We start from the raw sequence: 12,617 nt of genomic DNA, 5'->3' as shown, positions 1-12,617 counted from the left end.
AGGATCAGACGCGACCGGATACGCGTGCGCGTCGGCGCTCGGTGCGCTCGCGGTAGTCGCTGGCGGCCGAAACGGCGAGCTTGACCGACTTGATCGTGCCGGCAAGGTTCTGAAGGGGGTTATAGCGCATCGCGGGCTCCTTACTTCTGGATGAAATCGCTGAACAGCGCCATCGGCTTGGCAGGGTTTGCGTAGCCGCGTGCGGTCAACTGTTCGTTCGTGGCGATCTGAAAACGGCGATAGGCAGACTGGCCCGGGGTGCGGGACATCTTGCGTAGCGTTTCAAACCCCGAATGGGTAGAGCGGAAGGTAGCGTGCATGGCCTTGGTTCCTTAAAAATCGATTCCTCCCAAGACACGAAGGCAATATCGCAATGCAGCATGATTTTTGCAATGCGGTAGAGCGGGCAACTGCCATGCACAATGCGCATGGCTTCCGACACATTGCTGTCAAATAAGGCGGGAGTCGCCCTAATTCTTAAGGTCGATCAGGCATTTGCCTGTTTCATACGCTGCTCGAAGGCGAGCAGGTCAGCCCAGGCCAAGCGCTTGCTGAGAGGCGCGGTCATCAGATCCTGTGGATGCAGCATGGCCACGGCCTGCGTTGGTGGTGTGCCGATCTCGAACCATTGGCCGCGCAGAGCGTGGATCGCCTCGGTCGATCCGGTAAAGAATCGCGTGGTGAAGTTGCCCAGCATGACAACGAAGCGGGGCTTGGCGAGCGCGATGAGTCGCATGGCAAACGGCCGGCAGATTTCGGCTTCGGCCGGTGTCGGGGGCCGTCCGCCTGGCGGGCGCCACGGAACGGTATGCGCCAGCGTCGTCTGGGCAACATCGATGCCGATCGCGCCGAACATCTTTGCCAGCAGCTCGCCATGCGCACTCGAGAAGGGAATACCCTCACGGTCGTCCTCCGCCGAAGGCGTTGCGCCAAAGACGAGGATCGGCAAGGCGCCGGCCTCGCTCGGGAAGACGCTGTTGCGTGCGCTGGCCCTGAGATTGCAGCCCTCGAAGGAATCGATGGCCTGTTTCAGTTCGGCAAGATTGGTAGCAGCCTCTGCCGCACGACGAGCCATCTCGATGGCTTCCTCACCGGGGATGGCAACCGCGGTCGCAGAGACGGGGCGTGGCGCGGGCTTTGCTGCGGCGGCGCTCTGTCGCTCACTTGGTCGCTGGGCGCGCTCCTGTGGAGCCGCAGTTTGTGCCGGCACCCGTATGGCAGCGGATGCCGCAAACTCGGCAAAGCGATCGATCCCCTCATCTTCCAGCAGGAACTCCACCCCCGCATCCGCATGAAAATGCAGAAGCGCGGCCAGTTCTCCGGCATTGAGCTGTGAGACTTCGATCATGTCTCCTCTTTAAAGGATGGCGAGGGAACCGGCAAACGCTGATCCACAGGGGCGGCGGTCACGAGACCCAGTCGACGATATCGTCGCGCTCGCCAATCAGCGCCAGGCCATGGGCGATCGACAGCAACTCGCCGCCCCCCTGAATCCGCTCCACACCAAAGCGGCGGCTGAACAGATTACGCACGGCGGGCACGAAGGACGTGCCGCCGGTGAGAAACACCGCGCCGACTTCGCTTTCCGGCATGTTCGCTTCCGCCAGCGTTTCGTCCAGCGCCTTTTCCATGAGCGCGATATCCGGTGCGATCCAGGTCTCGAAATCCGAACGCTTGACCACGCGGTCGCCCGAGCGCCCCAGCGGCTCGAAATGGAACTCGGCCTCTTCCTGCGAGGACAGCGCAAATTTCGTCTTCGAAATTGCCTGATAAAGCGGATAGCCCTCGTCATGCTCGATGAGATCGACGAAGAGTTCCAGTTGATCAGGGTCTTCCGCCTGCCGCACCAGCGACTTGAGGTCCTGGAAATCGCGCAGGGTCTTGAAGATGGACAACTGGTTCCAGCGCCCGAAATTCGCATAATAGTTCGACGGGATTTCCAGCCGCTTGCCGAAGTTGCGGAAATAGCCGCCCTTGCCGATCTGCGGGCTCACGACGTTATCGATGATGCGGAAGTCGAACATGTCGCCGGCAATGCCGACGCCGCCATGGGCGATCGGCTGCGCCTTCACCTTGCCGGCAATCTTCTCGAAGCGGATGATCGAATAGTCGGTCGTGCCGCCGCCGAAATCGGCAACGAGGACATTCGTATCCTGCGCGAGATTCTGGGCGAAGTAGAAGGCCGCCGCCACCGGCTCCATAACGAACTGCACATCCGGGAAACCGAAACGGGCCAGTGCCGTGCGGTAACGCTCCATGGCGAGTTCCGCATCCGCATTCATGCCCGCAAAGCGCACCGGACGGCCGGCGACGATCCGCGTCACATCGGACGGCCAGCCTTCTCCCGAATAGGCCATCATGCGGCGGGTGAAGATTTCCAGCAGGTCTTCGAACGAGTGCCGGCGCGCATGCACGATGGTCGACTGGAAAAGCGGGCTCGCCGCAAATGTCTTGATCGATTGCAGGAAGCGGCATTCGCCCGGATTCTCGATGAAGCTGCTGATGGCAGCGGCGCCAGCTTCCACTTTCAGCGCAAGCCCGCCCAGGTCCTTGTCCTTCATGAAGGAGAGGCAGGTGCGCAGGCTTTCCGTCACCTCCGCGTTGCTGGTGAAGCTCAGCGACCGGGTCGTATCGCCAGCCTTGGCGGCCAGCACGGTGTTGGTCGTGCCGAAATCGAAGCCGAGGGCGGTCATGGCAAATCCTTGTCCGGCCGCGGGGAGGGCGCAGCCTGTGTTTAGGGATGGAAGGCAAATGGCAGGGCGCGCCTGATCGCATGGCGACCGAGCGAAATCAAGGCGTGCTCAATGAAGTTTTTGAGAAATTACATCCGTCGCCCGGCGACGATCGCGCCAATGCCCAGAAGCGCGAGGATTGCGCCATAGAGCATCCATTGCGGCTGCGCGATCATGAAGCTGGAGGCCGGGTAGGGGAAATAGCCGCTTCCCTGACCGATCCAGACCACACCAAACAGGACGGCGAGAATGCCGATGCCGACGAGTACGATACGTTTCATGGCGGTGGTCTCCACTTGGGCTTTAAAGGATCAAATCGACTTCGCCGCGCCGCCATCGCAGCGCACCAGCGTGCCGGTGACATAGCTGGCTGGTACGGAGCAGAGGAACGCCCCGACGCTTGCAAACTCTTCCACCGTCCCAAGCCGCCCTGCCGGGATCGACTTGACCGAAGCCTCACGCACCTCTTCCAGCGTCTTGCCGCTCCGCTTGGCGTTCGCACCGTCGAGTTCGTCAATCCGGTCGGTATGGATCCGGCCCGGCAGCAGCAGGTTCGCCGTCACGCCGGCGCCGGCAATCTCCGCCGAGAGCGTCTTGTTCCAGCCGACGAGTGCGGAGCGCAGCGTGTTGGAAAGCGCGAGATTGGCAATCGGCTCGAATACGCCGGAAGACGCAACAGTCAGCACACGGCCCCAACCGCGCGCCTTCATCTGCGGTACGATGAGATTGGTGAGCGTAATCACGCTGACCACCATCGACTGGAAATAGGTGTTGAGGTTGTCCGCCGTCAGCACGTCCTGCGCCGTGCCAGGCACAGGGCCGCCAGTGTTGTTAACGAGGATATCGACGCCGCCGAGCAGACGTTCTGCTTCGGCGGCGATAAAGGCCGGGAAGCCGCTGTCGGCGATATCGGCCTCAACGTACTGCGCCTTGCCCTTGCCTTCGGCATTGATAGCCGCGCAATTGGCCGCCAGCTTTTCGGCGCTGCGGCCGCACAGGAGAACATCCGCACCCTCCCGTGCCAGCGCCACGGCAATACCCAGCCCCAGGCCGCGCGACGACGCAAGCACCAGCGCGCGCTTGCCGGAAATACCCAGATCCATGATGTCTCTCCTTTTATTTCCCTCGACTTATAGTCTGATCGACTCGATCCGCAAAGCCGCGATCACGAGCCATTCGGGCTTCATCCTGCACGATTTTTCCTTGCCATTTAATTGACGTTAACGTAAACGTAAGTGGATAAATCGTTTGTAATTTCGCACATGCAAGAATTGCAAAGGATTTGACGCATCCACGCTCGACAAGGCCTAAAGCCTTTGTCAAAAAGCCTGACCATTTTTAATCGTCGGGCCGTGCGTGGGGCGAACTTAGACATCTGCGGCTTGCTAGAGGAGAGAGCGATGAGCGGAGAGACAGAACTTCCGGAACGCGAGTCGATGGAATTCGACGTCGTGATCGTTGGCGCAGGTCCGGCCGGTCTTTCCGCCGCGATCCGCCTGAAACAGGTCAATCCGGAGCTTTCCGTCGTCGTGCTCGAAAAGGGCGCTGAAGTCGGCGCGCATATCCTCTCGGGCGCGGTCGTCGATCCAATCGGCATCGACGCGCTGCTGCCCGGCTGGCGCGAGGAGGAGGGCCATCCCTTCAAGACCGAGGTCAAGGCCGACCATTTCCTGCTGCTCGGCCCTGCCGGGTCGCTCCGCCTGCCGAACATTCTGATGCCGCCGCTGATGAACAATCACGGCAACTACATCGTCTCGCTCGGCAATGTCTGCCGCTGGCTGGCCACGAAGGCCGAAGAACTCGGCGTTGAAATCTATCCCGGCTTTGCCGCCGCCGAAGTGCTCTATAACGAAGCCGGCGCCGTCATCGGGGTGGCCACCGGCGACATGGGGATCGAGAAGAATGGCGAGCCGGGCCCGAACTATGCGCGCGGCATGGCGCTGCTTGGCAAATATGTGCTGATTTCCGAAGGCGTGCGTGGCTCGATTGCCAAGCAGCTGATCGCGAAATTCGATCTCTCCAAGGATCGCGAGCCGCAGAAATTCGGCATCGGCATCAAGGAACTCTGGGAGGTCAAGCCCGAGAACCACAAGCAGGGTCTCGTGCAGCACTCCTTCGGTTGGCCGCTCGGCATGAAGACCGGCGGCGGCTCGTTCCTCTATCATCTCGAAGACAACCTCGTCGCGGTCGGCTTCGTGGTGCATCTGAACTACAAGAACCCCTATCTCTTCCCCTTCGAAGAGTTCCAGCGCTTCAAGACGCATCCGGCGATCCGTGGCACGTTCGAGGGCGGCAAGCGCATCTCCTATGGTGCGCGCGCCATCACCGAAGGCGGCTGGCAGTCCGTGCCGAAGCTCTCCTTCCCCGGCGGCGCGTTGATCGGCTGTTCGGCAGGCTTCGTCAACGTGCCGCGCATCAAGGGCAGCCACAATGCCGTGCTTTCGGGCATGCTCGCCGCCGACAAGGTCGCCGCCGCGATTGCCGCAGGCCGCGCCAATGACGAGCCGGTCGAGATCGAAAACGAATGGCGCGATACGGCCATCGGCAAGGATCTGAAGCGAGTGCGCAATGTCAAGCCGCTCTGGTCCAAGTTCGGCACCGCCATCGGCGTTGGGCTGGGCGGTCTCGACATGTGGACCAACCAGCTCTTCGGCTTCTCCTTCTTCGGCACGCTGAAGCACGGCAAGACGGACGCGGCCTCGCTCGAACCCGCCTCGCAGCACAAGCCGATCGACTATCCGAAGCCGGATGGCGTGCTCACCTTCGACCGCCTCTCATCGGTGTTCCTGTCCAACACCAACCATGAGGAAGACCAGCCGGTCCATCTCAAGGTCAAGGACATGGCGCTGCAGAAGGCTTCGGAACTCGGTGTCTATGCCGGCCCGTCCTCGCGCTACTGTCCTGCCGGCGTTTACGAATGGGTCGAGAAGGACGGCGAGCAGACCTATGTCATCAACGCCCAGAACTGCGTCCACTGCAAGACCTGCGACATCAAGGACCCCAACCAGAACATCAACTGGGTGCCGCCGCAGGGTGGTGAGGGCCCTGTTTATCCGAATATGTGAGACTTTTCCTCTCCCCTTGTGGGAGAGGAAGCAAAATCAGCATCTTAGCGGTAGCCAAGTGCTAGATTTTGCAGGTGAGGGGTCCCGATTTTGGCCGCAGCATTTGCCGCATGGACCCCTCACCAAGCCTGCCACGCCAATCGCTTGTCGCTCTTGGGGCAGGCTATCCTCTCCCACAGGGGCAGAGGACGGGGCGTTATCCCCTGGTCGTCATCATCCGCGCCGTCTTTTCCATCCGCCAAGAGACCGCGAAGATCGCCAGGCCGATCAGGCCCAGGAACATACCGACATAGCCGGTTGCGGGATAGCCTAAGCCGAGTGTGACGACGAGGCCGCCGAGCCAGGCGCCGAGCGCGTTGGCGACATTGAAGGCCGAGTGCATGGAGGCGGCGGCGAGCGCCTGACCTTCCGCCGCCACATCCATGAGGCGCGTCTGTACGGCCGGGCCGGGCGCAAACGTGCAGCCGGTGAAGAAGACGCAGAGGCAGAGCATGTAAGGGTTTGCGGCCGTGAGGCTGAAGAGCAACATGATGGCCATATTGAAGATCAGCATGCCGCCGATCGTCCCCATGATGGAGAGATCGGCAAGTCGGGAGCCGACAATATTACCGACATTCATGCCAAGCCCGAAAATGCCCATGATCACGGGAATCCAGGCTGGTGACATCATCGCAACTTCGAGTGCCGTCGGTGCCACATAACTGAACACCGCGAACATGCCTCCGAAGCCGGTGGCGGCTATCAGCAGCGTCAGCCAGACCTGCGGTCGCGTGAAGGCGACAAGCTCACGCTTCATGCTCGCACCTTCTGCCACGGTATCGCGCGGCAGGTAGATGGCGCAGAGTACCACGGTGACGAGCCCGATCATGCCGACACCGCCGAAGACAACGCGCCAGTTCAACAACTGGCCGAAGAAGGACATGATGGGCGTGCCGGCAAGTGTCGCGACCGTCAGGCCCAACATCATCCAGCCGACGGCACGCGCTCGCATGTTCAGTGGCACCAGCGAGGCGGAAACCAGCGAGGCAACACCGAAATAAGCACCGTGCGGTAAGCCGGTCAAAAAGCGCAGGAGGGTGAAGCTCTCGAAAGTCGGGGCAAATGCGCTCATGATATTGCCAGCCGCAAACACGCCCATCAGGCCCAGCAGCAGGTTCCGCCGCGAGAGCTTTGCCGCGAGCATGGCGATGATCGGCGCGCCGACGACAACGCCCAGCGCATAGGCGCTGATCACGTAACCGGCTTGCGGCGCTGTCACATGGAAGCTCGAGGCGATATCCGGCAACACGCCCATGACGGCGAATTCGCCCGTGCCGATGCCGAAGCCTCCGACGGCGAGCGCAAAAATGACAAGCGCGACTTCAAAGCGGGTGTAGGGGCGGGGCGCAGCCCCTTCGGCTGCAGGCATGCAATCAGCGCAGACGGAATCGCTCAAAACGCGGTCTCTCGAATCAATATCGACGCGACGCGCGAAATGCGCGGCATCGAACACGGGGGATGTGAGGTGTCACAATCGAACGCAATGGTTCGACTGCATTAGGCGTAACAGAAGAGCTGAGGCACGTAAAGCAAATATTGCATTGCAGCAATTTGCCTGGCGTTCAGATGGAGCGCATGATCCCGCCGTCAACCCGCAGGTTCTGCCCCGTGATATAGCCGCCACCCTCCGAAGCGAGGAAGGCGACGGTCGCAGCGATTTCGTCCATGGAGCCATAGCGGCCCATGGGGATCTTGTCGCGGCGCTCCTGCTTTTCCGGCAGGCTGTCGATATAGCCGGGCAGGATATTGTTCATGCGGATATTGTCGCTCGCATATTTGTCGGCAAAGAGCTTGGTGAAGGCTGCAAGCCCTGCGCGGAAAACGCCGGATGTTGGGAACTGCGCATCCGGCTCGAAGGCCCAGGCGGTCGAGATGTTGACGATCGCGCCGCCGCCCTGTGCCTGCATATGCGGTGTGACGAGCCGGGTCGGGCGGATAACGTTCAGCAGGTAATAATCCATCCCGAGATGCCAGTCCTCGTCCGAAATATCGAGGACCGGCCCTTTCGGACCGTGACCGGCGCTGTTGACGAGCACATCGATGCGGCCGAAGCGCTCCAGCGACAGGTCGACAAACCGCTTGATGTCGTCGTTTGAGAGATTGGAGCCGGTGACGCCCAATCCGCCAAGCTCGGCGGCCAGCGCCTCGCCCTTGCCGGAGGAGGAGAGGATCGCGACCTTGTAGCCATCGGCCGCCAGTTTCCGGGCCGCCGCTGCGCCCATGCCGCTGCCGCCCGCAGTAATCAGGGCCACTTTCGAACCGGTCATCGCAATCCTCCATCAAGACGCGCAGGATATGTCCGGCGCGTCTCGTTGTATACGCGGCTTCAGGCTGGTTTAGAACCCCGCCAGCACCAGCTTTCCCTTGGTTCTGTTCGTCTCGACAAGCGCATGCGCCTTTTTGAGATTGGCAGCATTGATCGTCCCCAGCACGTCCGTCAGCGTCGTGCGGATGGAGCCGGCTTCGATCAGGCCCGCCACCTCGTTGAGCAATTGATGCTGCCGTTGGATGTCTTCGGTCTGGTAGAGCGGGCGCGTGAACATCATTTCCCAATGGACGGAGATAGCCTTGGACTTGAAGGGCATGATGTTGAAGCTCGCCGGATCGTCGATCAGCGCATAGCGTCCCTGCGGCGCCATCAGCGCAGCAACATCGGCGACATAGCTGTCAGACTGGTTGGTCGAGAAGACGAAGCCCGGCTGGCCGGTCTTCAGGGCTCCGACTTGCGCCGCCAGAGGCTGGGTGTGATCCACGACGTGATGCGCGCCCAGCGTCTTCACCCAGTCCATCGTTTCCGGTCGCGACGCTGTGGCGATCACCGTGAGATCTGTGAGCGCGCGGGCCAGCTGGATTGTCATGGACCCCACACCGCCGGCGCCGCCGATGACGAGCAGGGCGTTCGCGGCACCCGGCACGGCATCACGAACCTTCAGCCGATCAAACAGCGCCTCATAGGCGGTGATTGTCGTGAGGGGCAGGGCCGCCGCTTCCTCGAAACTCAGATTGCCGGGCATCCTGCCGACAATGCGTTCATCCACCAACTGGAATTCCGCGTTCGAGCCAGACCGGTTAATCGCGCCGGCGTAGTAGACCCGGTCGCCAGGCTTGAAGAGCTTGGCCTCCGGCCCCGCCTTCACGACAACGCCGGCCGCATCCCAGCCGAGCACGAAGGGTTGCCCATTTTGCGGCGTGCGATGAGCCCGGACCTTGACGTCAACGGGATTGACCGAGACGGCTTTGACTTCGACCAGTATGTCGCGTCCTACGGGCTCCGGCACTGGCAGTTCGAGATCAATCAGCGAGTTTTCATGCGAAATCGGCAAAGGTTGTGAGTAGGCAACGGCACGCATAGGTCTTCTCCTGTATTTGAAAGACAGGAGCTATTAAGGTACTAAAGAACAAACCTGCAAGAATGCACATTTTTGGCCAGTAGTACCAAAAAGGATACTGTGAATGTCCCGCCCCAGAGCCAAGCTCGTCAAGGATTTCCCTGGCTGCGCCGTCGAGGCGGCGCTGAGTTTCATCGACGGAAAGTGGAAAGGCGTGCTGCTTTTCCATCTTCTGTCGGGCACACAGCGCTTCAATGAGCTGCGCCGCAAGCTGCCCTCGGTGACGCAGCGCATGCTGACCCGGCAGTTGCGCGAGCTTGAGGAGGCAGGCCTGGTTCGCCGAACAGTTCATCCCGTCGTACCACCGCATGTCGATTACGATCTGACGCCGCTGGGCCGTAGTATGGAGCCGGTGATCCGGGCACTGGCCATCTGGGGCCAGACCTATGTTTTCTGCGGACGGGACGGCGCGCATGTCGTGCCGCCGGAAGACCAGACGGAACTTCAGGGGGCTGCTCTGCGTTACTTCGCCAATACGGCATGAAAAACCGGCTCCTTTCGGAGCCGGACGTTAGCATATGGAAATGGAAGGTCTCTCAGCCGCCAAAAAGGGAGGCGAGGAAGGACTTCTTGCCGCCTGTCGGAGCGTCGCTGCCGAGGCTTTCGACGACGACAATCGTGTGCACATCACCGCGCTTGTAGTACTTCAGGAAGCTGTAATAGTCCTTGAAAGCGATACATCCGGCGGAGTCACCCGGGCGGCGGCGGAGATAGGTATGCGTCAGGATACCGTCGCGCCCGAACATGCGGCTGCGGTCCTGCGGCGTCATGCGAAGGGCCGGCACACCATGGAAGGGGCTTTCGCGCATGGAAAGCTTGTAGGTGTTCGGCGGCGTCGGACCCTTGGTCTTGACGTTCTTGTACTTCGGATTGTCGCGATACTGGCCTAGACCGGAATGCGCCTCGAACTTGGTGCCGTCCGGCATGTAGACTGTTTTTGCGGTGATGTCGTAGATGGCAACGCCGGCCTGCATCTTCGGCGCGGTCGCCTTGCGCGGCAGGCCAATGTCTTCGTTATCCGTCTTCGTGTTTGCATAAGCGAGCACCTGCTTGGGTGCTTCGGTCTTCGCCGTAGCTGGCGGCGCCGGCGGCTTCGGCCAGCCTTCGGGGCGGGCCATTGGCAGCGGCGCGTCGAAATCGGGCTCCTGCATCACGACCTTGAAGCGGCTTTCGGCGCTATCGGGCGTCACAAGGCTGGCAACCTGCTGGTCGGCCTGCGGCTTCTGCGGGATGGACGCGGTGGCAACAGCCGGCTCGGCCTCGGTCTGCGGTGCTGCGGTGGGCGTCGGAACGCTTGCGAGACGCAGCATGTTCTGCATGTCCGCTTGCGCAAAGACCTCTGCCTTCTTCGGCAGAACCGGAACATCTACGGAGGCGACTGCCTCGCGCGGCGGCACGGTGAAGGACTTGGCGGCGTGGGTCACGACGGCGTCGGCCACGAAAGGATAGAGACGCGACGACTTCTCTGTGCGAATATTGCGGGCTTCGATCTGAGCCTGCGTGGGCGGCAGCGGATCCGTCAGCGTGAGGCGGATCTTGCTTGTTTCTGCAGGCGCATTGTGCGTGGATGTAACGGTGGCGAATGCAATCAACAGCGCTGTCGCGCCCGTTGCCGCAATAGCCGCTCCCTGGGACATGCTCAATCCGGTAGCCTTCGTCGCTTTCGCCTGTCGCGGACGAGCGTGAGCCCCGAACCTGCCGGCGATATCTGCCACATTTGCCATTAAACTCGGCTCCACTCGTTACGCAGACCCGCATTGAGGCAACGGAAGCCTCGCGGGGAACTGATGAGCCCAGTGTGACAAACTATGGTAACCAAATGGTTTACGAGGCCTTCTGAATTGTAACTACGCCTAAAAGAAACGCCTAAAGATAGGACGTTATTGGCCTTTTTACGGCGCGAGTCAACAGAAGTGGCTGTTCGCGTTCCTGTGTGGTTACCGGCTCCGGGTCGAAATACCAAAATGCAAAAACCGCGCCAGGGTGTCCGACGCGGTTATGAATATGCGAGAGCTTGCTTGCGCGAAGCATTCTGTCCCTGGTCGGGCTTCTTGTTCTTGTCATAAACTGTGGTGGCGATCACGTCGCGATCCGATCTACTTCGGATCAGTGCATGGTCATCCATTCGCGGGCTTCGCGGAGTGCCTGAGCGAGCTGCATCTTGGTCATCGCGGTGGAGAGATCGGCGCGCAGCGAGGCGGCGCGGTCGGAGCCCTTGATGGCGGCAATGTTCAGCCATTTGTGAGCGGCCACCAGATCGACATCGCAACCACGACCGGCGGCATACATCAGACCCATTTCGCAAAACACGTCCGCGCGGGTTTCGCAGCCCATCGTCGACGTCTCGTTCATTTCAAATCGTGCCATTGTATTAATCCCTGTGCCTGTTTCTTTGTTGTTTTTGTTTGTTTCTTTAATCCCTGTTTTCCCTTGCGGGTCACCCTGCTGGCCCCGCCCGTCTTGTTGCGGACTGGGGCCTGCCTGGTGCATCTGGCCGGGTTGTTTCCCGTGCTCGTCTTGTGGCTTCACTATCCCACGAGCCCTTCAACACCCGCTTAAAAGGCATCCTTAATTGGACGAAAACAAAGTTCAAATGATTGGTAAACTTGGCTTTTTGTTAAACATCAGAAGCCTTGCGATGCCGGGCTTTTGCGATAAATTTTACGGATTATTCAATCTGCGATTTCAACCAAACGCTAACCAAGCAAAACGAAGACCTTTTTCTTCGCCGCCGGCCTGCCGCCGAAACGACATGAAAATCCGGTTTACCTTTACGTGCGCGTAAAGTAATGTGTGTCTGTCTGCGGGCCTTGATAGGGGCTTGGCAGACGCTGGTTTTCATAGGAGCATGGCAAATGCCTGCCCGGCAGAGGATGCGGGCACGGCCGCGACGCCTTGGAGGAGGTCTCTGAATGATGAAATTGATTTCGGCAGCAATCGTGATTTCGGCTTTTGCCGCACCGGCTTTCGCAGCCGAGCCTATTGAGGGCACATGGAAGCGTTCGAACGGCACGCTCATCCAGTATTCCGGCTCGGGCGACAAATTCTGCGGCACCGTGCTGAACAACGAATACAAGGGCAAGTCCATCGGCTGCATGTCCGGTAAGGGCGCCGACTACAAGGGCACCGTCAATAAGCTTGACGAAGGCAAGACCTATTCCGGCAAGGCCCATGTCGAGGGCAAGACGATGACGCTTTCGGGTTGCGCGCTCGGCGGCCTCATCTGCAAGAGCGAGAGCCTGGCTCGGCAATAACCGGTAAACGCCCGGTGAAAGGTTTGCGAAGGGCCCGGCGGCGACGTCGGGCTTTTTTGCATGTTGAGTTCGCTGTTTCGTGTTCACCAATCTGAATGGTGGCTGAATAGCCGTCTCAGCCCGCGTTCAGTCCGAGCT

At 60.5% G+C, this 12,617-nt stretch carries 14 protein-coding genes; 3 read left to right on the top strand and 11 right to left on the bottom strand.

Annotation, left to right across the window (positions count from 1 at the left end; translation table 11 throughout):
* Window positions 1-4 precede the first annotated feature (4 nt).
* The 6 genes from ABID16_RS07805 to ABID16_RS07780 all read right to left on the bottom strand — a co-directional run bounded on the left by ABID16_RS07805 (window position 5) and on the right by ABID16_RS07780 (window position 3,835).
* Window positions 5-130, bottom strand: coding sequence for a hypothetical protein (locus ABID16_RS07805; protein ID WP_354555721.1), 126 nt, complete (start codon window positions 128-130; stop codon window positions 5-7).
* A 10-nt stretch (window positions 131-140) separates the two neighbouring features.
* Window positions 141-320 (bottom strand): hypothetical protein, encoded by a 180-nt coding sequence (locus tag ABID16_RS07800; RefSeq protein WP_230836591.1) that lies wholly within the window; start codon window positions 318-320, stop codon window positions 141-143.
* Between the two features lie 167 nt (window positions 321-487).
* On the bottom strand, window positions 488-1,348 hold the full coding sequence (locus ABID16_RS07795; protein ID WP_354555720.1) for a uracil-DNA glycosylase: 861 nt from the start codon (window positions 1,346-1,348) through the stop codon (window positions 488-490).
* A gap of 58 nt (window positions 1,349-1,406) precedes the next feature.
* Complete coding sequence (locus tag ABID16_RS07790; RefSeq protein ID WP_354555719.1) at window positions 1,407-2,693, bottom strand: Hsp70 family protein; 1,287 nt, start codon at window positions 2,691-2,693, stop codon at window positions 1,407-1,409.
* A 128-nt stretch (window positions 2,694-2,821) separates the two neighbouring features.
* Entirely contained in the window at window positions 2,822-3,013 is a 192-nt protein-coding gene (locus ABID16_RS07785; RefSeq protein ID WP_354555718.1) for a hypothetical protein, read from the bottom strand.
* Between the two features lie 30 nt (window positions 3,014-3,043).
* Window positions 3,044-3,835: an SDR family oxidoreductase gene (locus ABID16_RS07780; RefSeq protein WP_354555717.1), complete on the bottom strand. Its 792-nt coding sequence runs from the start codon at window positions 3,833-3,835 to the stop codon at window positions 3,044-3,046.
* A gap of 297 nt (window positions 3,836-4,132) precedes the next feature.
* On the opposite strand from ABID16_RS07780, the gene ABID16_RS07775 reads away from it, so the two are divergent.
* The gene (locus ABID16_RS07775; RefSeq protein ID WP_354555716.1) at window positions 4,133-5,797 is read left to right on the top strand and encodes an electron transfer flavoprotein-ubiquinone oxidoreductase; all 1,665 of its coding nucleotides are present in this window, start codon (window positions 4,133-4,135) and stop codon (window positions 5,795-5,797) included.
* A gap of 196 nt (window positions 5,798-5,993) precedes the next feature.
* Here the strand turns inward: ABID16_RS07775 and ABID16_RS07770 are convergent, their stop codons facing one another.
* The 3 genes from ABID16_RS07770 to ABID16_RS07760 form a co-directional block, all read right to left on the bottom strand.
* Window positions 5,994-7,205, bottom strand: coding sequence for an MFS transporter (locus ABID16_RS07770; protein ID WP_354555715.1), 1,212 nt, complete (start codon window positions 7,203-7,205; stop codon window positions 5,994-5,996).
* A 193-nt stretch (window positions 7,206-7,398) separates the two neighbouring features.
* Entirely contained in the window at window positions 7,399-8,103 is a 705-nt protein-coding gene (locus tag ABID16_RS07765; RefSeq protein ID WP_354555714.1) for an SDR family oxidoreductase, read from the bottom strand.
* A 69-nt stretch (window positions 8,104-8,172) separates the two neighbouring features.
* Complete coding sequence (locus ABID16_RS07760; RefSeq protein ID WP_354555713.1) at window positions 8,173-9,186, bottom strand: zinc-binding alcohol dehydrogenase family protein; 1,014 nt, start codon at window positions 9,184-9,186, stop codon at window positions 8,173-8,175.
* 103 nt (window positions 9,187-9,289) lie between these two features.
* On the opposite strand from ABID16_RS07760, the gene ABID16_RS07755 reads away from it, so the two are divergent.
* Window positions 9,290-9,709 (top strand): winged helix-turn-helix transcriptional regulator, encoded by a 420-nt coding sequence (locus ABID16_RS07755; RefSeq protein WP_354555712.1) that lies wholly within the window; start codon window positions 9,290-9,292, stop codon window positions 9,707-9,709.
* Between the two features lie 52 nt (window positions 9,710-9,761).
* On the opposite strand, the gene ABID16_RS07750 is transcribed toward ABID16_RS07755, so the two are convergent.
* Both ABID16_RS07750 and ABID16_RS07745 read right to left on the bottom strand, forming a co-directional pair.
* Window positions 9,762-10,862 (bottom strand): DUF2778 domain-containing protein, encoded by a 1,101-nt coding sequence (locus ABID16_RS07750; protein WP_354555711.1) that lies wholly within the window; start codon window positions 10,860-10,862, stop codon window positions 9,762-9,764.
* A 469-nt stretch (window positions 10,863-11,331) separates the two neighbouring features.
* Window positions 11,332-11,592, bottom strand: a complete 261-nt coding sequence (locus ABID16_RS07745) for an SEL1-like repeat protein (RefSeq protein WP_354555710.1) — start codon at window positions 11,590-11,592, stop codon at window positions 11,332-11,334.
* Window positions 11,593-12,137: 545 nt separating this feature from the next.
* Between ABID16_RS07745 and ABID16_RS07740 the strand changes: the two genes are divergently transcribed.
* On the top strand, window positions 12,138-12,479 hold the full coding sequence (locus tag ABID16_RS07740; protein ID WP_354555709.1) for a DUF2147 domain-containing protein: 342 nt from the start codon (window positions 12,138-12,140) through the stop codon (window positions 12,477-12,479).
* Window positions 12,480-12,617: the final 138 nt, after the last annotated feature.

Source organism: Limnomicrobium aquaticum (assembly GCF_040545545.1).
Lineage (GTDB): Bacteria > Pseudomonadota > Alphaproteobacteria > Rhizobiales > Rhizobiaceae > Ensifer_A > Ensifer_A aquaticum.
This window is presented reverse-complemented; position numbering and strand designations above follow the sequence as displayed.